Origin of the sequence: Sphingomonas sp. ERG5 (genome assembly GCF_000803065.1) — a bacterium.
Taxonomy (GTDB): Bacteria; Pseudomonadota; Alphaproteobacteria; order Sphingomonadales; family Sphingomonadaceae; genus Sphingomonas.
Genome location: NZ_JSXI01000077.1, coordinates 44,857 through 65,382, shown reverse-complemented (window position 1 = coordinate 65,382; position 20,526 = coordinate 44,857). Strand labels below are relative to the sequence as shown.

Sequence of the window (20,526 nt, the reverse complement as noted above, 5' to 3'; positions counted from 1 at the left end):
CCCCTGCGCCTCAAACCGAACCGACCAAAGCCGCGCCGGTGGTCGAAACGCCGGCGGAGGCGCTGGCCCGCGACGGCGTGGAATATGCCCGGCAGTTCGGCGTGCCGCTCGACGAAGCGATCCGCCGGTTGGCCGCGCAGGAGCAAAGCGTCGCCGCCACCGACCGGATTGAAGAAACCTATCGCGACCGGCTGGCGGGCATCGCGATCGAGCATCGCCCGGCCTATCGCATCATCGTCTATCTGACCGGCGACACGCCGGTGCCGACCCTGGGCGTATGGGCCGGCGGGATGACCGTGCCGATCATATTCCGCACCGGCGCGCGCGTATCGCGCGAGCGGGTGATCTGGGCGATGACCTGGTATCAGCAGGCAATCAACGCCAAGTTGCGCCGGCCGGCCGGCATGGGACTCGACCCGCGTACCGGCGAACTGGTCGTCACGATCGGCACCACCGATGCGAAGGAGGGCGCGGACGCGATCAAGGCGCGGATCGAGGCGATCGCCGGCGTGCCGGTGCAGGTGCGGGTCATGGACCGCGTCGACAAGAATCTCGACATTGCCGGCGGAGGAAGAGTCGAGGGCGTGAGCCCGACCGACGGCAAACGCTATGTCTGCACCACCGGGTTCACGGTCAGCGACGGGGTACGGCACGGCGTGACCACCGCCGCGCATTGCCTCGATGCGCTATCCTATCGCGACGAGCAGCGCGGCGACCTGCCGCTCGATTTCATCGCGCAATGGGGCTGGGGGTATCGCGACGTACAGATCAATGCCAGCGCCGAAATGCCAACACCGTTCTTCTATGCCGACACAGCCAAGACGCGGCTGCGGCCAGTGACCGGGCAGCGCACCCGCGCCGCGACCCGTGCGGGCGATTTCGTGTGTCATCGCGGCGAGCGTACCGGCTATAGCTGCGCATTGGTCGAGCTGACCGATTTCGCGCCCGCCGGCGACCTGTGCGGTGGCGCGTGCCTGCCGACCTGGGTTACGGTGGCGGGGCCGACCTGCAAGGGCGGCGACAGTGGATCGCCGGTGTTCAGCGGCACGACGGCGTTCGGCGTGTTGAAGGGCGGCAGTTACCGGCGCGACGGATCCTGCGTGTTCTATTTCTATATGTCGGTCGATTACATCCCGCCGGGCTGGTCGCTGCTGCGCGCCGGTCCGGATGGTGCGGTGGCCGGCGTGAAGGCCAGTGCGGCGCGATAAGCTTCGAACGAGTCAGGCCCCGGAAGAGTCAGGCCCCGAACACGTCAGGCACAACCGCGCAACTCGCGGGCGCGGGTCGCGAGCTTGATCGCCTCGTCGATCAGTTCGGCCGCATCTTTGGACGACCGGCTGCCGATGGCGATGGTGAGGCAATTGCTGGCTTCCCTCGACAAACGATAGGCTCGGATCAACTGTTTGCTGGGGGCGTCGGGGCTTTTCATTGACGATATAAATATCAGCCGGGCGATTGGTTGCGCGGCATGGCCGCAATCTCGATCGCCCCGTCGCATAAGGCCGGGGCGGCGCGCGGCGCTACTGGTCATCCGTTATACATCGCGGGCTGAACTTCAGTTCGCTGTGCAGTTGATATGACAGCTTTTGTCGGTCGATTCGGTGCATGCGCTCTTGCGGAACGAAATAGGAACGATCCGCAAGAGCCAAGCGAATTGGCGCGTGCTATCATGCCGGCGACTCGGAGGTGACACATGGACAGCGACAGCGATCAGGAACAGGAACGCTACCGACCGAAGCGCGAGACGTTCGGGCGCTGGCTTCTCGCGCAAAAGGACCGCGGCGATTGGGTCGATGATCTGGCAGCAGCTGCGCGTGCGGATCGTTCGTTTCCAAAGGGTGGCGACCCAGAGGCGGTGCGGAAGCATCTACGATCGCAACAGGCCGACGGCGACGTGTTCCAGGCTATCGATGATGCCGAGAGCGATTGGCAGAGCATTGTCGACACTCGGCCCGTGTTCCGCGATTTCATTGATGGCGGTGACGAGTCCGGGTGAACCCGCCCACTCTGCCAGAGGCTCCTGTGCTCACATCAGCCGAATGCTCAGCAAAAGCGGACGAAATGGCTACTCACGCAGCCAGCCCCGCCGGTCCCATTCGCGAGGCATATGAGAGCACAGTGGATGGCTGAGCGATGCAAAGACCCCGCGATTGCGATCGTGGGCGGGCGACGGGCTCGGCTTCGATCCGTACGTCAGCAGCCGGCGGGTATGCTGCCAGTTAACCGGGCTTCGTCGCGCGGATCTGGTGTCGATCACTTTCGCCCATGTCGGCGAATTTGCCGTGAGCAAGACGGCGTTGAAAAAGAGCCGGGGCAAGCGCCGGAAGATCACGATCCCGATGACGCCAATGCTCGACGCGTTCTTGACCGAAATGCGCCAGCGCCCGCGCGCCGATGGTGTGGATACCATCCTGGTCAACAGCTTCGGCAAGCCATGGAGCGGCGACGGGTACGCAGGAAGCTTCAATCGGATTCGGGATGCCGCCAACATCGTGCACGTCGATGATGAAAACACCGAACGCAGGAAGCACCTGCATGACGTGCGCGGCAGGTTCTGCACCATGCTGCGCAGCGAATGCGAATTGACCGACGAGCAAGCCGCCACGATTATGGGGGTGGTCGAAGGAGCGAGTTGCCGAAATTCGGCGGGTATGTGTTGACGACGCGCGCGCTATCGTGGCAATCGGCGAGCGCATCGCGGCAAAACAGCCATGATGCACTTGACGGAAAGCCGCAGAAATCCTTCCGTTTGCGGGTGTAGCTCAATGGCAGAGCAGAAGCTTCCCAAGCTTACGACGAGGGTTCGATTCCCTTCACCCGCTCCACCGCAGAAATCAGCCATTTTTTCCTGCTCTGAGAACGCGGAGCGCCGCGCGATCTGCGGTAACGACGCGGTAAAACGCGCCCGGCGCTAGTGCCTCGATCTCGTCAATGATCGATTCGGTAGCCGCTAAAGCCAGCCCGAGATTGGCCTGATCGGGTCTCGTATGACGGCGGCGAGGATGTCATCGGCGGACTTGGTCCATCGAAAAGGTTCTGGGTTGGCGCGAGAACGATATGGGAAATAGGATCAACCTTTACGACGCCAGTGGAGGTTTGGTGGATTGCGTGATCCTTGTCGAGGTGAGACACGAGGTACAGTTGGGTGCCTAATCTGTCCCGGGGACAGGCTGGCGGTTTTCGGGGGCATACGATGCGATTTTTGCGATGGGTATTCTCGACATTTCTGATTGTTTTCGTTTCCCCCGTTCTTGCGCAGACTGCCTACAATGCACCTGTAAATCTCGCGCCGAACAGTCAGTGGGAGGTCATGTCTGGTTGGGGGTTCAGTACGCAGGAAAACCACCAAGGCACCGGCACGGTAGCGCCCATCTCTGCGCTCGCCAACAGCACAGGCAGCATTGGCCGTTCAACCTTCGCCGTAACAACCACCAATGCCTTGTCGGTGGGCGATCTAGTACAGGCATCGGGGAGTGGGATCGACTCGTGTTTTGCCGTCGGCCCGATGCGGATCGTCGCACTTGTCGTCAACACGTCAATCACGGTTCGTACACCTTATGGTTGCACGCCCTCGGTCAATCGCAGCACCACCTTGCTGCCGGTCACAGCGGGGAACCTGTCGATCACCTCGACCGGTTCCGGCCCGGACGGCTGGCTCAAAACTCCCACCATGCCGATGTGGCGCAACGAAAATCGCGGCCTCTACGCAGCGAACATGCCGACCGACGTTGGCGCTTACGCTGCGCTCGGCATGACCAAAGATAGTGCGTTGACAGAACATTTCTACATTTACGTGCCCACTCAAAACCTCGCCAAATTTCAGGGCAAGACAGTTGTTTTCGGGGTCTACGGCAATCAGAAGGTACGTGGCGGGTCTGGCACCTGGACGATCTTCACCAACGACAGCGTAAATGGCGTTCGTACGCCCTGTGCCAATGCTTCCGCTGCGACTGGTTATCAATGGCAGGAGTGTAGCTTTACGGTCCCTGCCGCCACGACTTATTTTTACATTGGCGTGCAGTTGAACGGCGCTGCATCAGATACTTATTATTTCGCCAATCCGGTTTTGGCGATTGGAAGCTTCATTGGCGGCGTGAAATATTACCAAAAGCCGCAAGGTGAAATCTTGATCCCGCAGGTTCACATCAGCCCGTTCGGATGGATCAACGCAGGTATCACTTTTCCCGCTTCCGCAGCATCGTTCTGTGGTTCGCAGGTCACCTGCTTCGAGCATGACCTTTACGCCGAAACTGGCGGTATCATCGCCCCTACGGTCGCCAAGTGCCATGGCCAGATGGAAGGAATCAACTCCGGCTCAGTTGTAACCAGCAGTGCCTATGTGCGTGTGATGGCATGGTTTGACCGAGGTGCCGCGCCCGAGAAGTCCGGCAGCTTCCTCCCGCATTATGTCTCTAATGTTAAGTCTTTCGCCTATATGGATTTCCCGCTCAACCAGACCGATGCCACGCCCGACCTTCTAGGAACGGGTATCTACGCATCAAATGTCACGTCAGACAGATGGGCAAATGTCTCCGAGGAAATTGACTGGTGCGTGTTGAACTGAGGAAGAACAGACGCCATCGCGATTCGCGGGTCGCATCGCTTGAAAGCACATGTTGCTCGGAAAAACCGATCGCGCCTTTTGCGTCGAGATCGCTGGCCAGACATTCTATCGCTGGATAGGCTCGCGTCTCCGACATGATCGAGAGGCGGGCATGAGCATGACAGTCAGATTCGGATGGCGTATCATGCCCAATGGCGCTGGGAAGGCTCCGACAAAATTGCACCGCTTCGGGTTGCTGCTGCTGGCGCTACCGGCAATGTTCTGCGCCGCGCCCGGATGGTCTCAATCCTCGCCCGGGAATAATCTGCCTTACGCAGGCAATCCGCCTTCGGCGCAATTGCAAGTGCTTGCTCCATTGGTGGGAAATTGGTCGCTTGATATCCAGGTCGCGCCCAATGCCGGAGCGCCACAGGGCGTTCATTTCGCCGGCGAAGCGGTTGGTCAGCGCCTGCTCAACGGCCAGTTTATTCGAATCGACGGTCGAACCTCGGATGGCAAGACGCGCGAGGAGTATTTCGTTCTCTACTGGTACGATGCGGGCAAGGCTGTTACCGTCGCGGGTATTTTTCCTCCATCGGGCTGGCCAGCCAGTTCGAAGGCCGTTGGGACGACGCCAGGAAGGAAATGACCTGGACCCTGCTCAATCCCAACGAGAATCAAAGCGCAACGATCCTCGATTCGATCACGCCCGATGCAATCACGACGCATGTCACATACCGGGATGGTGACGGCAAAACGGTCAGGAGTGCCGTCAATCGCGCTACTCGGAAACCGTCATCGTAAAATCGCGTCTATCCAAATGATTTGCCCATAGGATTTGCCCATATGATTTGCGGGGCCATGAGAGCGCGAAGACGCTGAATCCGCACGCCTGCCCCTCAACGGACCGAAGACGGAAACGAGGCGACCGGCGGGCGCGGCGGCACGGTACGACGGCCAGCGCCTAGGGGGTTTCCGGAGCGCCCCCGCAGCCAATGCTATAGGCGGCGGCATGCACGTCGGCATTGAGCGTCGGTCGTCCGCCCGATGAAATCACGACGCCGTCCTTGCCGATCCTGGTCGCCCCGGTCTTGCGGAGCCAGAGCGCGAACGCCTGCGCCGCCTCATAATTGTTGAACGCGAGGAACCGGCTGGTGTTGTCGGCGCGGCGCACGGTGATGGCGGTCTGGTTGTCGCCGATGACGATCCGCCATAGCGGAATCGTGACGTCCCTGGCCCTGACCAGTTCGACGGTCGACGCCGGGGTCTGACCGTCGAGAACCTGCGCATCCTGTTTGCCCTCGGTGTAATATTTGGCGCCCCTGACCACGCGGCGGACGCGATAGTCCATCGATACATCGGCGGTCAGCGGGCAGCGGGCGGGAAAGGCGAAGGTATCGATATCGAGCGACGCATCGCCCGGTTTGAGCACCGCTCCGTCCTTGAACAGATCCTGGTCGCCGACGAGGAACACATTGCCCGCCGAGCCCATCCCGGCAGGGGGCGTCGGGATCAGCGAGAGTTTGATGATGGTGTTCCCGATAACGTCGAGGCCGCGCTCGCTCTCGCGCGTGATGACGATCTTGTCGGGTCCGATATCGACGTTGAGTTTCTCATATTGCGCGGAAATATCGGCCGATGTCGTCACGCTGCGCGACAATTTGCCTGCGATACTATTGTCACCAAACCCCTTGATGGGCGGCGCGAGCGAGGCATCGAGCGACGCCTCGCTCGTCGTTTCAAGATGCGCGATGCTCTGCACCTGATTGTCGGTCGCGATGACGGTGTAACCCGCGAATTCGAAGCTGCCGCGGGTCGGCACGATCGTCACGACGGTGCGCATCACTCGATCGCCGATCGCGGCCAGACGTTGCTTCTGAACGCCGATCACCACGGTCTCGTCGAGCGAGGGGCGCTCCGTCGCGCCGAGTCCCGCAGGCCGGGCGATCGGCGCGGCGAGCGCACGCCGCAGCGCACCCGCGTCGGCCGCAGTGCTGATCTTGTCGATATAGGCGGCCTGGCCTTCGCCCGACAGATCGCGCAGCTTGGTGACCGGCTTGGGATCGGCGGGCGTCGGAAAGGCGTAGACGCTCACATTGGGCACCGCATCGGCGGGTGCCGTTCCGGGCGGCGGGATCAGATTCGCCCAGCGGCGATCCTCGGGATGCGCGCATGAGGCAAGCAGGAGTCCGAGGAGGAGGACGCGGGCCTTCATGTTTCCTGCTCGGCTGCGCGAAGCGCGTGCCGGAAGTCTGTCCCTTTCCGCGCGCAGATATGTGCCTTGAGCAAGCCGCCGGTCAGGTCCGACGTGACGTCATGCTCTTCCAGCGGGATCACGTCGGCGCGATTCCAGCCATCGACCGCCTGCGAGGGATCGACATGCCCGACCGCGCGAAGCTCGGCGAGCGAGCCTTCCACCGTGACCTGCACGATCGGATCGGTCATGCTCATCCAATAATAATCAAGGATCAGACCCAACATCATTCGCCCCCCGGCAAAGTGGTTTGGATCGCGACTCGCCCCAGCGGGCCGCGTGCGTTGATGCTACGCCTCAAATCGGACCGCGTACCCAGGAGTCACAGTCAAAATGGATCGATCGCGTCGCAGCCGATTTCAGGGTCTTGCATGGCGGCAGTCGCGCGGGCAGTTGGACGAGGCGTCCGGGCTGGTTGGCGTCGCGAGCGGATGCTCCGGGGAGGGAAAGTCGCCAATGGATCGCCGTTCATTGCTCGCCTCCGTCGCCGCGCTTGCCACTGGCATGACATTGCCGATGGGAAGCGCGCGCGCCTCGGGAGCGCGCGCCGGTGCCGTGCGCAACGTCCTGCTGCTCATCGCCGACGATCAGGGCCTCGATGCGGGATGTTATGGCCCGTCGGTTCGCACGCCGCATATCGATGCGCTGGCGCGAACCGGCACTCGCTTCGCCAATGCTTATGCTGCGGTGTCGTCCTGCAGCTCGAGCCGGTCGGTCATTTATACCGGGCTCTATACGCATCAGAACGGCATGTATGGGCTGGCGCACGATTTCCACAATCAGTCGTTGCTTGACGGGATCGAGACGATTCCGGCGCTGTTGAAAAAGGCGGGGTATGCGACCGCCCTGGTGGGCAAGAAACACGTCCGCCCTGATACGGCCTTTCCGTATGACGCCGAATTGCTGCCTGAACGAAGCGGCGTGCGCGATGTCGCCGCGATGGCCGGGGCCGCGATCGACTTCATCAACGCGGCGGGCGAACGGCCCTTCTTCGTGACGATCGGCTATAGCGATCCGCACCGCGCACCCGGCGGCTATGGCAATGGCGACTGGCCGCGGATCGAGCCGGTCCATTACGATCCGGCGACGGTGACGCTACCGCCGCATCTGCCCGACCTGCCCGCCGTGCGGCAGGATCTGGCGGCCTATTATGAATCCGTCAGCCGGCTCGATAGCGGCATCGGGTTGCTGCTCGACGGATTGAAGGCGGCCGGACGCGATGGCGACACGCTGATCATCTATCTCAGCGACAATGGCCGTCCGTTTCCCGGGGCCAAGACCAATTTTTATGACGCCGGCCTGCATTTGCCGCTGATCATCCATGCGCCCGGCCATGTCGGCGGCGCGGTCAATCGCGCGATGGTGAGCTTTATCGATATCGTCCCGACGATCCTCGACTGGACCGGGGCCGCCGGGCCGCGCCTGCCCTTGCCCGGCCAATCCCTGCCCGGCCAATCCCTGCCCGGCCAGTCCCTGCTCGCATTGCTCGGCACAGACGATGCGCCGGATCGCGACAGGATCTTTGCGAGCCACGAATTCCACGAGATCAATCAATATTATCCGATGCGCGCCATCCGCACGCGGACGCATAGCTACATCGCCAATCTCGCTCACCCGCTCGATTATCCGATCGCGGGGGATGTGGCGGGATCGCCAAGCTGGCAGGCGATTATTGCCAACCCGGCGACGCGGCTTGGGCGGCGGACTCAGGCCGCCTATCGCAAGCGCCCGGCCGAGGAATTGTATGATTTGCGCAGCGATCCGGACGAGGTGGTGAATCTGGTCGATCTGCCGGCGGCGCGCAAGACGCTCGACCAGCTTCGCCAGCGATTGACCGAATGGCGGCGTGCCACCCGCGATCCGTGGCTGGGCGAGGCGTCGCCTTACGGCCACGCTGCCGGATAGCCCGGGAAACAAGGCTGCCGGGTTTACCCCCGGCAGCCTTGATCCCTATCCGCAGATCAGCTCTCGGCGGCAACCTCGTCCAGGCGACGCAATTCGTCGGCGGTGAGTTCGGGACGTCCCTGGGCGATCGAGCGCGCCTGGATGGCGCGGGCCGACCGCGAGACCTGAGTTGGCGAGCGATAGCCACGGACCGCCAGCGGCGTGGTGGTGCGCGACCCGACATAGCTCATGTCGTTGAGCGTATCGTAATTGGTCCCGGCCGATTTGAGGCTACCGCCGGTGATGGTCAGCGTCGCGACCGGCGTGCCGGTGCTGGCGGCGTTGTAATAGAGAATCTCATTGCCGCGCGCGAACAGGATGCGGTTATTGTCGATATATTGCGCTGCCCAATAATAGCCCGGCGCACCGCCGGTGAAGCTGTTGATCGTGGCGAAGCTGGAAAAGGCGGTCGTCGTCTGGAGCAGCACGCCCTTCATCGTGAAGCCGGCATCATAAGCGCCCAACAGCACATAGGCGGTGGTGCCGTTGAAGCTGATGTCGCGCACTTCGTAAGGATAGGTCGCACTATAGCCGAACACCGTCGTCACCGCCGCCGTGGCCAGATTCGCGGCGCCGAACGCGATCTTCTGCAGCGCTGAATTGACGTTGGGCGTGCCGCCGACCTGCGCGCCGCCGATGCACGCGACATAAAGATCGCTGCCCTGGTTCGCCATGGCGAACGCGTTCTTGCCGAAGCTGTTGTTATAGTCGTTGGCCGCAACGCTGATCGAGCTGCCGCCGGTGATGGTGAAGCGCACCAGCACGCTGTTGGCATAGGTGGTGAAGCTGCTGTTGGCGATCGAGAACAGCCCGTAAAGCGTGCCGCCGATGTTGATCAGGCCCTGGCCGTGCGGGACATTGCCGGCCGGGAAGAAGCTGCTCGACAGGGTATAGGTCACGCCGGTCTGGGTATAAGTCGTCGGGTTGATCTCGACCACGCGGGCATTGTCATAATCGATCGCGTAGAGATAGCTGCCGACCAGCACGAGACCATAGAGATTGTCGACGCTGGCCCAGGTGTGCGGCGTGCCGACGATCGCGCCGGTCAGGGCGTTGCGGATCTCGACGGTTTCGCCGGTGCCGCCGACATAGGGCGCAACCGCGATGCGCAGATTGCCGCTCGGGTCGGCAAAGCCCTCGAGTTGCGGGTCGCCGGCGCCGGGCGTGCCGGAATAGGTCTTCATATTGGGGATCGGCGTGATGGTCGTGCCATTGTCGGTGATGCGGCCGGCCATGCCGATCACCGGACTGACATTGTAGCTGTACAGGCTATAGGCGGTATAAGAGGTCGTCGGCATTGTTACTTTCCTTCAGGCTTGCGGAACGGGGATTTGGGGCGCGCGGAGGCGCGTGCGTCAGAAGCGGTACCCGACGGTCAGGCGAAGTGAATCGATCTCGTAATAGGAAGAGCTGCGTTTGATGTCGGTGCCGGGGCGGCCCGGCGAGGCCTCAAATCCGGTATGGATCGGGCGGTCCGGATTGACGCCGGCATGGACGGTATAGTCGCGGTCACGCAGCCGGGTGTGGAGGAATTCGAGACCAAGCGTGAAAGGTCCCGCGACACGTGCCTCGATCCCGGCTCCCCACTGATAGCCCCAGAGCGCCTTGCCCCCGCTATGGTCGGAAAATTTGTTGACGGTATCAGTCGTGGCGAAGGCATGAGCGACACTGCCGCGCGCCAGGCCGACCGTCGCGTAACCAAGCACGCCCAACCAGGCCAACCCACCGCGCGCGCGCAGCGACGCAATCGAATTCAGATGGCGCGTGAATGTATAACTCGCGGGCGGCAATGAATCGCGGAAGTCGCCCTGCTCGTCTTTCAACACCCCATAAGCTGACACGGAATCGGTCAGATCATAGCGGCTCCATTCGCCGACGGCGCCGATGACCCAGTCACCAATCTGGCGATCATAACCGCCGCGAACGCCATAGCTTGCGCGCCGGCTCCGATCGGCGCGAATGCCGCCGCTCGCCGCAGCGCCGAGCGCGATGCCACGGCCATCGAAGCCGCGCCCGGCGTGACGCGGGTCAAAGGCGTCATCAGTGATCAGGCCGCCTTGGGAATCGAAGATATTCGCACCAGTGATCTTGTCGATGAACGCGCCATTGGCGTTGGTATCGAACACCAGCACTTCGCCGCCATGTCGCGGCGCCCAGCCGCGGCCGACGGCACCGCCGACATGAAAGCCGGTCCATGACCCATTGGCTTGCGCCGCGACCGAGGAGCGCCGCATCCCGCTTCCGCTGGCCTTTTTCGCGCCGAAGTTTTTGGCGATCGTGAAATAGAAGGTACGACCCTGCTGGGGGTAGAAACTGTTCAGGCTGCCATGCAGCGCCTTCAGATAATAATTGTTCGGATCGTCATAGCAGGAATAGTCACCGCTGATTTCCGCCTGGCCGAAATTGCAGCGATAGTCGGACGAGCCATCGCCAATCTGACCATCCGGCTTTTGCCGCTGCTTCGGCCCCTGGTCGAAGAGGTCATTGACCCCGAACGACAGCTTCACGCCATTTGAAAAACTGAAATGCCCGCCAAGATCGATCGTGGTGAGCGGCGTTTCATAACTCAGCGTTGACCCGAGATCGCTGGGTAGCTGGTAATTATAGCGACGGCCGACATGCTTCACCTCAATGAAGTTGGTCAGAGCGCCATCGAGAAAATGCAGATTGAGCCGCGCATCGAGCGTGATGCGCGGGTTCTGCAGCGTCGAGAGCTTCTTGCCTTCGGGCACCAGGGCCTTGGCGCTCATCCCGCCAAAGAGATAATAACTGCCCTCGACATAATGACCATTCTGATAGCTGGCGGCCATCTGGAGATCGGCAAACTTGCCCGCGACGAGATTGCCTTCGAACTCCACGCCTCGCGTCAGCGTTGTGCCGGAGTTGATGTATTTCGACCCCACCGGCGTCGAATATAGCGTGATCGTGTCATAGGTCTTGCGGCGGAAGAAAGTGGTGCGAAAGCTCGCGCGCAGCCCATCGAACACGTTGCCGTTCCAGCCGAAGCCGGCATCGGTGTTACGGCCATGTTCACGCAGAAGCGGGGTGAGATCGCGCAGCGCGCTCGACCCCGCCTGGACGAACACACCATCACCATAGATTTCGTAGAAATTCGGATAGCGATTATAGGAGCCGGTGTCGGCGAACAGGAGCAGGTTGCCCAGATTCTTCTTGGCGCTCACGCTGAATGTCGGTTTCCATCCGTAATTGCCCGATGATGGACCGAATGGATTTTCCTTGGCGCCCAGCGTCGGCCCGAACAATCGCTCGACCCGCGCGATCGGTGTGATCTGAAGGTCGCCAAGCGGGTGGAGCATGATGGTGTCCTGCGCCTGGAAATTCACCAGATGACGACGGAAGCGGTGATAATATCCCGCCTGCTCGGCCGATCCGTCACCGGAATCATTGGCATCGGCGCGCATGGTTTCCCGGCTGCCCTGCGCGTGGAATTCGATCCGCTGAGTGATCGGCCATGTTTCGCCAAGCGTGTAGGCGGCGTCCAGCTGCGCGCCATAGCGACGGGTGTGGAAATCGGACGAGAAGCGCCCGATCCCGCCAATCCCGAACTGGTCGGTATTGGCGAACTGCTTGTCCTGATCCATCGCATTCAACGCGGCGCTGAGATCGACCTTGCCGATCGTGTCGTGCCAACCGAGCGCGATATCATGCTGGCGTTGCTTCTGCCCGTAACGCGGGTTGGCGACGCCATTGTCAGGCACCGACAGCGGATAGGTATAGGCGGGAATGTCCGACCGCACGAAGCCCGCGTTGCTCGGCTGCAGGCGATCCAGATAAGTGAAGGAATATTTCGCGCTGAAATGATCCGTCGTCCAGCGGACGAGGATATTGTCTTTCTGGAAGCTGTTGTTCTGACGCCTTCTCGCGACCGGAAGGTAATAATCGCGGTTGTTGACGACCCGCTCGCCGCCGCCCGCGCCGTCTTCGAACCATACCCAGCTGCTGTAATAAGTGTCCGGCTTCCCGTCACCGGTATAGGCCGCATTGCCGAAGTCGCGGTCCAGGAACTGTTGCTGGGCATAATTACGATAGGTGAAATCGCCCTTGCTGTGGTCGGTATCGAAACCAAGCAACAGGCTGCCGCCCAATAGCGGCGTGTTGAAATTGGCGGCGGTCTGCCAGCCGCCAAAGGAGCGCGCGCCGGCCGAAACGGTGCCGCTCAACCCAGTCGCCTTCTTGGTGACGATATTGATCGCACCACCCAGCGGCGCACCCGAGAAACGCGCGGGCACTGTGCCGCGATAGACCTCAACTCGTTCGACATTGCCGACCGGAATGGTCGATATGTCGGCGGCGACCTCGCTCGACGTGTTGTAGGGCACCCCATCGATATAGATGTTGACCTGGCTGGGTGCGCTGCCGCGGATGCTTGTGGTGGTATATTGGCCCGTGCCACCCACCCGACGCACGAAAACCCCGGGAATCTGGTCGAGCAATTCAGGTAGCGACTTGTGCTCCCCCCTGGTGTCGTCCGGATAGACGACCGATACGACACCAGGCGATAGGATGTCGCGGAGTTGTTCGCGGCTGCTCGCCGTCACGATGATGTCGGATCGTCCGACCTGTTCGATCGCCTTGGGAATGGCGTCCATTTGCATGCCGCCTGCGGGCGCATCGGCATCGACCGGATCTGCCTCCTGAGCGCGAGCTTCAGCGCAGGCGGCACCCAGACACAGAACGACCGCGATCGCCGCCCTCGAAACAGATGAACCAGACAACAATATTCCCCCGGCGCCTGGCGACAGGACGGGGATGTGCCGTAACGAACGGTCGGCGCGCACGAACGGGCCGGCGCGACAGGCGCCCGTCATGCGAACCGATGCGACCCCCGCCGCACGTTCGTCGCTCAGACGGAACATCCGTGCCCCGGCCATCCCCTGGACCAAAGCAAGAGCGACCAGACGCCGGCAGGTCTCCTGGCTCACGGGTCATCGCGCGATACACGGCCTTCCCGGACGTCACGCCGCGGCGGTCGGTCCAGTGGCTGGCGGCCCGGGAGCAATCCCGTCCACCCGGTGCATCGCGCTCACCGCTTACAGTTGCAGGGACAGCCGCGGCATTGGACGGCGAACCGTCCGCACCGCATTCCCATTTTAAGCCTCTTGCGAAGCACCGGCGCGATCTGACGGCCGGTCCCGAAGGGCCGACCGAGCGGCACGGTTAGAATGGGGTGCGGCCGGACGCAAGAGCGTCAATCGCCCCGCCCAATCGCCCGGCGCGCCATTGGTTTCAGGGCCGCGCCGATTTGGGCACGCCGCTGACATGGAAGATGCCGCCGCGCTGCAATTCGATCACATATTGCGCGCCTTGCTCGCATTCGACCGCCCAGACCAGCTTGCCCTCGATCCGCCCGCGCGGCACGACATTGACGATGCGCTGGCAGGTATAATCGGCATCGTTGATCGCGCGGAAGAACGTCACCTGGCGCAACGGCTCGGAGAGCGCCGCGATCTTGGCTTCCATCGGATCGGGCGCGGTATCCTTCGCCGCGGCCATGGTATTGCCGGCGGGCGCGGTCGATCCGTTGCAGGCGGCAAGCGCGGCACAGGTCAGTGCGATGATCGCAGCTCGGAATATCATGGGGCCATTCCTCCCAGGTCAGATGCCGTCGGCAAAAACGGTACGCCCGTCCGCCTCGAGCTGTTCCGTCAGGTCCGTCATACAGGCGTCGAGCAATGCCGTATCGGTCGCACGCACGACGAAGTTCGCGCCGACGCGGCCATCGCGAAAGAACGGGTAGCTGCCGATCGCGACGCCCTCATGGGCTCTTTCGACCGCGCCAAGCAGCTCGGCGACCTCGCTCTCCGGGATCCAGCCGCCAATCGTACGCGACAGCACGGGAAGCCCGCCCTCCAGCGTGCCGGTCAGCGCGTCGAGCATGCCCGCCGTGATGTGCGGCACCCCGGCCATGATGAAGATATTGCCGATCCGGATGCCGGGCGCGCCCGACATGCGATTCTCGATCAGGTCGGCGCCATCCGGCACACGCGCCATGCGCTTACGCGCATCGGTCAGCCCGCCGCGCGTGGTGTAATAGCCCTCCAGCACGGCGACCGCCTTGGGATGAAACACCACCCCCACCCCCAGCGCTTCGGCAATCGCATCGACGGTGATGTCGTCATGCGTCGGGCCGATCCCGCCAGTGGTGAACAGATAATCGTTCCGCGCGCGCAGGATATTGACCGCCTCGACGATCGCATCGGTTCTGTCGGGCACGATGCGCACCTCGGCCAGGCGAATGCCCTGGACGTTGAGCCAGGCCGCGATCTGCGCGACATTCTTGTCCTGTGTGCGGCCCGACAGAATCTCGTCGCCGATCACCGCCAGTGCGGCTGTCCAGATGCGTGTCGTCATCTGCCCCGCATAGACCCGCGCGCGGGTCTCGCAAAGCCCGGCCAAGCTCGCTATATCGCGTTTATGACTGACTATGTAACCGTCACCGCCGACGCCCCGCTGGGCCGGACCGGCGCCATCAAGCTGCACGGGCGCGATGCGTTCGACGGCATGCACAAGGCCGGCCGCCTGGCCGCCGAGACGCTCGACATGATCGTGCCGCATGTCGTGCCCGGCGTGTCGACCGGCGAGCTCGACGATTTGATCCGCAATTTCATCGCGGCGGGCGGCGGCATTCCCGCGACGCTTGGCTATCGCGGCTATACTCATGCCAGCTGCATTTCGATCAACCATGTCGTGTGCCATGGCATTCCCGGCATCAAGACGCTGAAAAGCGGCGATATCGTCAATATCGACGTAACACCGATCGTCGATGGCTGGCACGGCGATTCAAGCCGGATGTATCTGGTCGGCGACGTGCCGATCAAGGCGAAGCGGCTGGTCGATGTGACCTATGAATGCCTGATGCTCGGGATCGAACAGGCCAGGCCCGGCAACACGATGGGCGATGTCGCGCATGCGATTCAGAGCCATGCCGAAAAGCATCGCTTCGGCGTGGTGCGCGATTTCTGCGGCCATGGCCTTGGCCGCCTGTTCCATGATGCGCCGGAGGTGGTGCATGTCGGCCGTCCCGGCACCGGTCCGGAACTGCGCCCCGGCATGATCTTCACGATCGAACCGATGATCAATATCGGCCGCCCCGACGTGAAGCTGCTCGACGATGGCTGGACCGCGGTGACCCGCGACCGCTCGCTGTCGGCGCAATTCGAGCATTCGATCGGCATCACCGAAGACGGCAATGAGATCTTCACGGTCAGCCCCGGCGGGTTCCACCAGCCGCCTTATTGAGGCGCGCGGCAACCGTCATGGCCGATGACAGGACGATCTCGAAGACGCTATCCTATTGGCTGCGACACAGGCCGGACGCGGCGGATCTGACTCTCGACGGCGCGGGCTGGACTGACGTCGATGCGGTGCTTGCCGCACTGGCCGGGCAGCGGATCGAGTGCGACTGGGAACGGTTGCTGTCAGTGGTCGAGACCAACGACAAGCAGCGTTATGAATTGAGCGCGGACGGCGCGCGCATCCGCGCCACACAGGGGCATTCGATCACGGTCGAGCTCGACTGGCCCCGGCGCGAACCACCCGAATTGCTGTATCATGGCACGGTCGATCGCTTCCTCACCCCCATTCGCGCCGATGGCCTGCGCCCGATGCGGCGGCACCATGTCCATCTGTCGCCCGACATCGCGACCGCGACGATCGTCGGCAACCGGCGCGGCAAGGCGGTGATCCTAACAGTGCGCGCCGGCGACCTGGCGCGATCGGGCCGGGCCTTCTTCCTGACCGGCAATGGCGTGTGGCTGACCGACCATGTCCCACCGGCATTTTTGAGCGAAGGCTGACCGGTCGCGCGACGTGCCTCAAAAGCAGGCACATTCCTCCATCTGCACGGGCGTTAGGCATCGGTTAACCCGCCTCGCCCTGCCCTCCCCACGGCGCAGCGCCCCTCGCGCGACTGGCACGCTTGTTGTAAGACGCGCGGTAGGCAGAGGCGCTTTCGCCGGAAGCAGGGGCAAGTACGCGTGAAAAAGATCGAGGCGATCATCAAGCCATTCAAGCTGGACGAAGTGAAGGAAGCGCTGCACGAAGTCGGGGTTTCGGGCATCACGGTGACCGAGGCAAAAGGGTTCGGCCGCCAGAAGGGCCATACCGAATTGTATCGCGGCGCCGAATATGTCGTCGATTTCCTGCCCAAGGTGAAACTGGAAGTGGTGGTCGAGGACAGCCTGGCCGAGCGCGTGGTCGAAGCGATCGCGGCGGCGGCGCAGACCGGTCGCATCGGCGACGGCAAGATTTTCGTCATTCCGGTCGAAACCGCGCTGCGCATCCGCACCGGCGAGCGGAATGAGGATGCCATCTGAGGGGAGCGAGCTGACAAGAGCTATTTGACGCACTGCAACATTGTGTGACAGCAGGCGCTGCGCACGTAACATGATTCTCCGCAGAGGCGGAACGACGACAAAAAACGAAAGGGCATGGGGTTTATGGCGAATTCTGCGAGCGACGTCCTGAAGATGATCAAGGACCAGGAGATCGAGTGGGTCGATCTGCGGTTCACGGATCCCAAGGGCAAGTGGCAGCATCTGACGATGGTCGCAGGGGTCGTCGGCGACGACGAGCTGACCGACGGCTTCATGTTCGACGGATCGTCGATCGAGGGCTGGAAGGTGATCAACGAATCCGACATGATCCTGAAGCCGGATCTGGACGCGGTCTATGTCGATCCGTTCTCGGCGACGCCGATGCTGATCCTGATCTGCGACATTGTCGAGCCGGCGACCGGCGAACTCTATGCCCGCGATCCGCGCTCGACCGCGAAGCGCGCCGAGGCCTATCTCAAGACCACCGGCATTGGCGACACCGTCTATGTCGGTCCGGAAGCCGAATTCTTCATGTTCGACGATGTGAAGTTCGAGAATGGCTACAACACCAGCTATTACAAGATCGACGACATCGAGCTGCCGACCAACACCGGCACCACCTATGAAGGCGGCAATATGGGCCACCGCCCGCGCGCCAAGGGCGGTTATTTCCCGGTCGCGCCGGTCGACAGCGCGGTCGACATCCGTGGCGAGATGGTGTCGACCATGCTCGAAATGGGCCTGCCCTGCGACAAGCACCACCATGAGGTCGCCGCGGCTCAGCACGAACTCGGCCTGACCTTCGGCACGCTGACCACCACTGCCGATCGCATGCAGATCTACAAGTACGTCGTGCATCAGGTCGCCCATGCTTACGGCAAGACCGCGACCTTCATGCCCAAGCCGATCAAGGAAGATAATGGCTCGGGCATGCACACCCATTTGTCGATCTGGGAAGGCGGCAAGCCGCTCTTCGCCGGCAATGGTTATGCCGGCCTGTCCGACACCTGCCTGTATTTCATCGGCGGCATCATCAAGCATGCCAAGTCGGTGAACGCCTTCACCAACCCGACCACCAACAGCTACAAGCGGCTGGTGCCGGGTTACGAGGCACCGGTGCTGCTCGCCTATTCGGCGCGCAACCGCTCGGCGTCGTGCCGCATTCCGTACGGCACCGGCCCCAAGGCGAAGCGCGTCGAAGTGCGCTTCCCCGACGCGATGGCCAACCCGTATCTCTGCTATGCGGCGCTGTTCATGGCCGGCTTGGACGGCATCCAGAACAAGATCCATCCGGGCGAAGCGATGGACAAGAATCTGTACGACCTGCCGCCGGCAGAGCTCGCTCAGGTGCCGACGGTGTGCGGTTCGCTGCGTGAAGCGCTGGAAAGCCTGGCCGCCGATCACGACTATCTGCTCAAGGGCGACGTCTTCTCCAAGGAGCAGATCGAATCCTATATCGAGCTGAAATACCAGGACGTGGCGCGCTGGGAAATGACCCCGAGCCCGGTCGAATTCGACATGTACTACAGCTACTGATCCCCGGATCAGATTGCGTACAAGGGGCGTCCGGAGCGATCCGGGCGCCCTTTTTGCTGGAGCATCGTCGCTGGAAATATTCAAGAAAATCCAGTGGATGGTGCGAGCTTCTCGGAACGGATGTCGCCATGGGAAGTTCGATGTTGCGATATCTGAAAGGATCGCAATGAAGAATCCCGTGCTGTTGATTGTCCTGGGACTGGTCTTGCTCGCGGCCGGCGCCGTGCTCAGCCTTACCGGCGGCCCGCCAAAGGCGGACGCCGCGATCGCGGCGCAGTGCAGGGAGCGAATGCGGGATCAGCCCGATATGGCGGCGAAATGCGACGAGGCCGCGTTCGCCACCGCGATGACGGCGACCGATGCGGATTCGGCGGCACGCGCGATCAGCGCGGCCAATAATAGCGAGATCGGTGGGAACACGCTGGCGATGTTCCTGCTTGGGCTTGGCGTGGTTCTGACGGGCGCGGGTGTGTTCGCACGCTGGAAACGCGGCAATGCAGCGACCTGATCTGTCCATGGCGATGCGCGGCATGGTCACGCTGATCATCGCCGCGGCCGCGCCGGCGGCCCATGCCGCCCCCGAGCGCGATGCGACGGAAGCCGCGCTCGATCGTTGCCTTGAACTGCCCGCCAACGCCTCGACGGCGGGCCAGGTTGATTGCGAGCAAATTGCCGCGAAAGCCTATGATCGGCGGATGAATCTTTCCTATGGGACGTTGATGCGGCGGCTACCAGCCAAGGCCGCGCATCAGTTGCAGCAATCCCAACGGGCGTGGCTGGTTTATCGGGACGGCGAGTTGAGTGCGCAATCCAGCCTCTACGCGACACGCCAGGGGACGATGTATGTTCCCATGCAGGCGGATTCAGCGGTGACGCTGACTCGCGACCGGGCACGCCTGCTCGAAAGCTATGTGCGGGTGATGGCCATCGAATGACCCTCAATCCGGCGGTTGCATTCCACCCCAGAAACCTGCGCTGCCGGGACCAGAGTGCAGCCGGTGCATTCGCGATTGCAAGGAATCGGCGATGATCGTGCTCGGGTAGAGGAGTAGATAGTGGCAGCGGCCATTGGACCGCACCACGCCGCATGCTCGCGGCATCCCGAGGCTTTCATGCTTCTCCCCACAATGTCGTTCACCCTGGTGCCGCTTGGCGGCATCGCCCTTTTGCTTGCGCTCAAATCCTTTGGCATCAACCAGGAATATGAGCGCGGCGTCGTGTTCCGGCTCGGTCGGCTTCAGGCCACCAAGGGCCCGGGCTGGTTCTGGCTGATCCCGCTGGTCGAGCGGGTGGTGAAGGTCGACCTGCGCACCATCACCTATTCGCTCGATACCCAGGAAACCGTCACGCGCGACGGCGTCGCGGTGCGGGTCAATGCCGTGCTGTGGTATCGCGCCTTCGATGCCGCCGGGGTCGTCACCACCGTGACCAACTGGGAATCGGCGATCGTCCAGGCGGCGGAGACGGCGCTGCGCGATGCGATCGGCCAAAGCGATCTCGACCAGATGCTGAAGGATCGCACCACGATCAACAAAAGGCTGCACGAACTGCTCACGCTGACCTGTATCCGCTGGGGCGTCGAGTTCGACGCGGTCGAGATCAAGGACCTCGACATCCCGCCGCAAATGCAGCGCGCGATCGCGCGCGAAGCCGAAGCGATCCGCGAGAAACGCGCCCGCATCATCAAGGCCGAGGGCGAGCAGGAAGCGGCGCGCAAGCTCAACGAAGCGGCGACGATCATCGGCGGCGCGCCCGGTGCGCTCGAACTGCGCCGCTTGCAGACACTGGCCGAAATCGGCGTGGAGCATAATTCCACGATCATCGCGATGTTCCCGACCGAGTTGCTTGAAGCCTTCAAGAAACTGCCGGGCGCAACGGGCTGAACGCCTCCTGCCTTTGCTGTAGCGAAAGGC

General features: G+C 62.5%; 20 protein-coding genes, 1 tRNA gene and 1 riboswitch. Of the genes, 14 read left to right on the top strand and 7 right to left on the bottom strand.

The genetic code is table 11. The features are described 5' to 3' along the window. Positions 1–38: 38 nt before the first annotated feature. The gene (locus tag OO12_RS25025) at positions 39–1,208 is read left to right on the top strand and encodes a hypothetical protein (RefSeq protein ID WP_082006777.1); all 1,170 of its coding nucleotides are present in this window, start codon (positions 39–41) and stop codon (positions 1,206–1,208) included. A gap of 44 nt (positions 1,209–1,252) precedes the next feature. On the opposite strand, the gene OO12_RS28970 is transcribed toward OO12_RS25025, so the two are convergent. After that, a complete protein-coding gene (locus OO12_RS28970) occupies positions 1,253–1,429 on the bottom strand; it encodes a hypothetical protein (RefSeq protein ID WP_200887557.1) in 177 nt (58 codons plus the stop codon). A 264-nt stretch (positions 1,430–1,693) separates the two neighbouring features. Between OO12_RS28970 and OO12_RS27280 the strand changes: the two genes are divergently transcribed. The 5 genes from OO12_RS27280 (at position 1,694) to OO12_RS25000 (ending at position 5,192) form a co-directional block, all read left to right on the top strand. After that, positions 1,694–1,996, top strand: a complete 303-nt coding sequence (locus OO12_RS27280; protein ID WP_052216256.1) for a hypothetical protein — start codon at positions 1,694–1,696, stop codon at positions 1,994–1,996. 154 nt (positions 1,997–2,150) lie between these two features. Continuing rightward, the gene (locus tag OO12_RS25015) at positions 2,151–2,660 is read left to right on the top strand and encodes a site-specific integrase (RefSeq protein ID WP_152616654.1); all 510 of its coding nucleotides are present in this window, start codon (positions 2,151–2,153) and stop codon (positions 2,658–2,660) included. 91 nt (positions 2,661–2,751) lie between these two features. Further along, positions 2,752–2,825 (top strand) — tRNA-Gly (locus tag OO12_RS25010). A gap of 368 nt (positions 2,826–3,193) precedes the next feature. Next, the gene (locus tag OO12_RS25005; RefSeq protein ID WP_152616653.1) at positions 3,194–4,564 is read left to right on the top strand and encodes a hypothetical protein; all 1,371 of its coding nucleotides are present in this window, start codon (positions 3,194–3,196) and stop codon (positions 4,562–4,564) included. 184 nt (positions 4,565–4,748) lie between these two features. Then, complete coding sequence (locus OO12_RS25000; RefSeq protein ID WP_152616652.1) at positions 4,749–5,192, top strand: hypothetical protein; 444 nt, start codon at positions 4,749–4,751, stop codon at positions 5,190–5,192. Positions 5,193–5,507: 315 nt separating this feature from the next. Here OO12_RS25000 and OO12_RS24995 read toward each other — a convergent pair whose 3' ends face one another. Next, entirely contained in the window at positions 5,508–6,758 is a 1,251-nt protein-coding gene (locus OO12_RS24995; RefSeq protein WP_034161409.1) for a hypothetical protein, read from the bottom strand. Beyond that, a complete protein-coding gene (locus tag OO12_RS24990) occupies positions 6,755–7,024 on the bottom strand; it encodes a hypothetical protein (protein WP_160296906.1) in 270 nt (89 codons plus the stop codon). The genes OO12_RS24995 and OO12_RS24990 overlap by 4 nt, the downstream gene beginning before the upstream one ends. Positions 7,025–7,253: 229 nt before the next feature. On the opposite strand from OO12_RS24990, the gene OO12_RS24985 reads away from it, so the two are divergent. Next, positions 7,254–8,702: a sulfatase family protein gene (locus OO12_RS24985; RefSeq protein ID WP_034161407.1), complete on the top strand. Its 1,449-nt coding sequence runs from the start codon at positions 7,254–7,256 to the stop codon at positions 8,700–8,702. A gap of 56 nt (positions 8,703–8,758) precedes the next feature. On the opposite strand, the gene OO12_RS24980 is transcribed toward OO12_RS24985, so the two are convergent. The 4 genes from OO12_RS24980 to OO12_RS24965 all read right to left on the bottom strand — a co-directional run bounded on the left by OO12_RS24980 (position 8,759) and on the right by OO12_RS24965 (position 15,113). Continuing rightward, entirely contained in the window at positions 8,759–10,039 is a 1,281-nt protein-coding gene (locus OO12_RS24980; protein ID WP_034161406.1) for a hypothetical protein, read from the bottom strand. Between the two features lie 57 nt (positions 10,040–10,096). Beyond that, the gene (locus OO12_RS24975) at positions 10,097–13,351 is read right to left on the bottom strand and encodes a TonB-dependent receptor domain-containing protein (protein ID WP_160296905.1); all 3,255 of its coding nucleotides are present in this window, start codon (positions 13,349–13,351) and stop codon (positions 10,097–10,099) included. Between the two features lie 297 nt (positions 13,352–13,648). Beyond that, a riboswitch (cobalamin riboswitch) is annotated at positions 13,649–13,891 on the bottom strand. Between the two features lie 97 nt (positions 13,892–13,988). Further along, positions 13,989–14,339 carry a hypothetical protein gene (locus OO12_RS24970; RefSeq protein ID WP_052216255.1) on the bottom strand — a complete coding sequence of 117 codons (351 nt, stop codon included), beginning with the start codon at positions 14,337–14,339 and terminating at the stop codon, positions 13,989–13,991. Positions 14,340–14,357: 18 nt separating this feature from the next. Beyond that, positions 14,358–15,113, bottom strand: a complete 756-nt coding sequence (locus OO12_RS24965; RefSeq protein WP_034161404.1) for a competence/damage-inducible protein A — start codon at positions 15,111–15,113, stop codon at positions 14,358–14,360. A gap of 63 nt (positions 15,114–15,176) precedes the next feature. Between OO12_RS24965 and map the strand changes: the two genes are divergently transcribed. From map to OO12_RS24930, 7 genes are all read left to right on the top strand, one after another. Further along, on the top strand, positions 15,177–16,001 hold the full coding sequence (map, locus tag OO12_RS24960) for a type I methionyl aminopeptidase (protein WP_034161403.1): 825 nt from the start codon (positions 15,177–15,179) through the stop codon (positions 15,999–16,001). A gap of 17 nt (positions 16,002–16,018) precedes the next feature. After that, entirely contained in the window at positions 16,019–16,558 is a 540-nt protein-coding gene (locus OO12_RS24955; protein WP_034161402.1) for an RNA 2'-phosphotransferase, read from the top strand. A 180-nt stretch (positions 16,559–16,738) separates the two neighbouring features. Beyond that, complete coding sequence (locus OO12_RS24950) at positions 16,739–17,077, top strand: P-II family nitrogen regulator (RefSeq protein WP_034161401.1); 339 nt, start codon at positions 16,739–16,741, stop codon at positions 17,075–17,077. A gap of 123 nt (positions 17,078–17,200) precedes the next feature. Continuing rightward, positions 17,201–18,613 carry a type I glutamate--ammonia ligase gene (gene glnA, locus OO12_RS24945; protein ID WP_034161400.1) on the top strand — a complete coding sequence of 471 codons (1,413 nt, stop codon included), beginning with the start codon at positions 17,201–17,203 and terminating at the stop codon, positions 18,611–18,613. 166 nt (positions 18,614–18,779) lie between these two features. Further along, complete coding sequence (locus OO12_RS24940; RefSeq protein WP_034161399.1) at positions 18,780–19,121, top strand: hypothetical protein; 342 nt, start codon at positions 18,780–18,782, stop codon at positions 19,119–19,121. 7 nt (positions 19,122–19,128) lie between these two features. Continuing rightward, entirely contained in the window at positions 19,129–19,548 is a 420-nt protein-coding gene (locus OO12_RS24935; RefSeq protein WP_034161398.1) for a lysozyme inhibitor LprI family protein, read from the top strand. A 177-nt stretch (positions 19,549–19,725) separates the two neighbouring features. Further along, entirely contained in the window at positions 19,726–20,496 is a 771-nt protein-coding gene (locus OO12_RS24930; protein ID WP_052216253.1) for an SPFH domain-containing protein, read from the top strand. Positions 20,497–20,526: the final 30 nt, after the last annotated feature.

Bases quoted from the DNA above. Each gene is read 5' to 3' on its own strand.
- OO12_RS24990 (WP_160296906.1), bottom strand. From the start codon at position 7,024: ATGTTGGGTCTGATCCTTGATTATTATTGGATGAGCATGACCGATCCG.
- OO12_RS25000 (WP_152616652.1), top strand. From the start codon at position 4,749: ATGCCCAATGGCGCTGGGAAGGCTCCGACAAAATTGCACCGCTTCGGG.
- OO12_RS24970 (WP_052216255.1), bottom strand. From the start codon at position 14,339: ATGATATTCCGAGCTGCGATCATCGCACTGACCTGTGCCGCGCTTGCC.
- OO12_RS24995 (WP_034161409.1), bottom strand. From the start codon at position 6,758: ATGAAGGCCCGCGTCCTCCTCCTCGGACTCCTGCTTGCCTCATGCGCG.
- OO12_RS24930 (WP_052216253.1), top strand. From the start codon at position 19,726: ATGCTTCTCCCCACAATGTCGTTCACCCTGGTGCCGCTTGGCGGCATC.
- OO12_RS24975 (WP_160296905.1), bottom strand. From the start codon at position 13,351: ATGGACGCCATTCCCAAGGCGATCGAACAGGTCGGACGATCCGACATC.
- glnA (WP_034161400.1), top strand. From the start codon at position 17,201: ATGGCGAATTCTGCGAGCGACGTCCTGAAGATGATCAAGGACCAGGAG.
- OO12_RS24980 (WP_034161406.1), bottom strand. From the start codon at position 10,039: ATGCCGACGACCTCTTATACCGCCTATAGCCTGTACAGCTACAATGTC.
- OO12_RS24955 (WP_034161402.1), top strand. From the start codon at position 16,019: ATGGCCGATGACAGGACGATCTCGAAGACGCTATCCTATTGGCTGCGA.
- OO12_RS24940 (WP_034161399.1), top strand. From the start codon at position 18,780: ATGAAGAATCCCGTGCTGTTGATTGTCCTGGGACTGGTCTTGCTCGCG.
- map (WP_034161403.1), top strand. From the start codon at position 15,177: ATGACTGACTATGTAACCGTCACCGCCGACGCCCCGCTGGGCCGGACC.
- OO12_RS25005 (WP_152616653.1), top strand. From the start codon at position 3,194: ATGCGATTTTTGCGATGGGTATTCTCGACATTTCTGATTGTTTTCGTT.
- OO12_RS24935 (WP_034161398.1), top strand. From the start codon at position 19,129: ATGGCGATGCGCGGCATGGTCACGCTGATCATCGCCGCGGCCGCGCCG.
- OO12_RS27280 (WP_052216256.1), top strand. From the start codon at position 1,694: ATGGACAGCGACAGCGATCAGGAACAGGAACGCTACCGACCGAAGCGC.
- OO12_RS24965 (WP_034161404.1), bottom strand. From the start codon at position 15,113: ATGACGACACGCATCTGGACAGCCGCACTGGCGGTGATCGGCGACGAG.
- OO12_RS24985 (WP_034161407.1), top strand. From the start codon at position 7,254: ATGGATCGCCGTTCATTGCTCGCCTCCGTCGCCGCGCTTGCCACTGGC.
- OO12_RS28970 (WP_200887557.1), bottom strand. From the start codon at position 1,429: ATGAAAAGCCCCGACGCCCCCAGCAAACAGTTGATCCGAGCCTATCGT.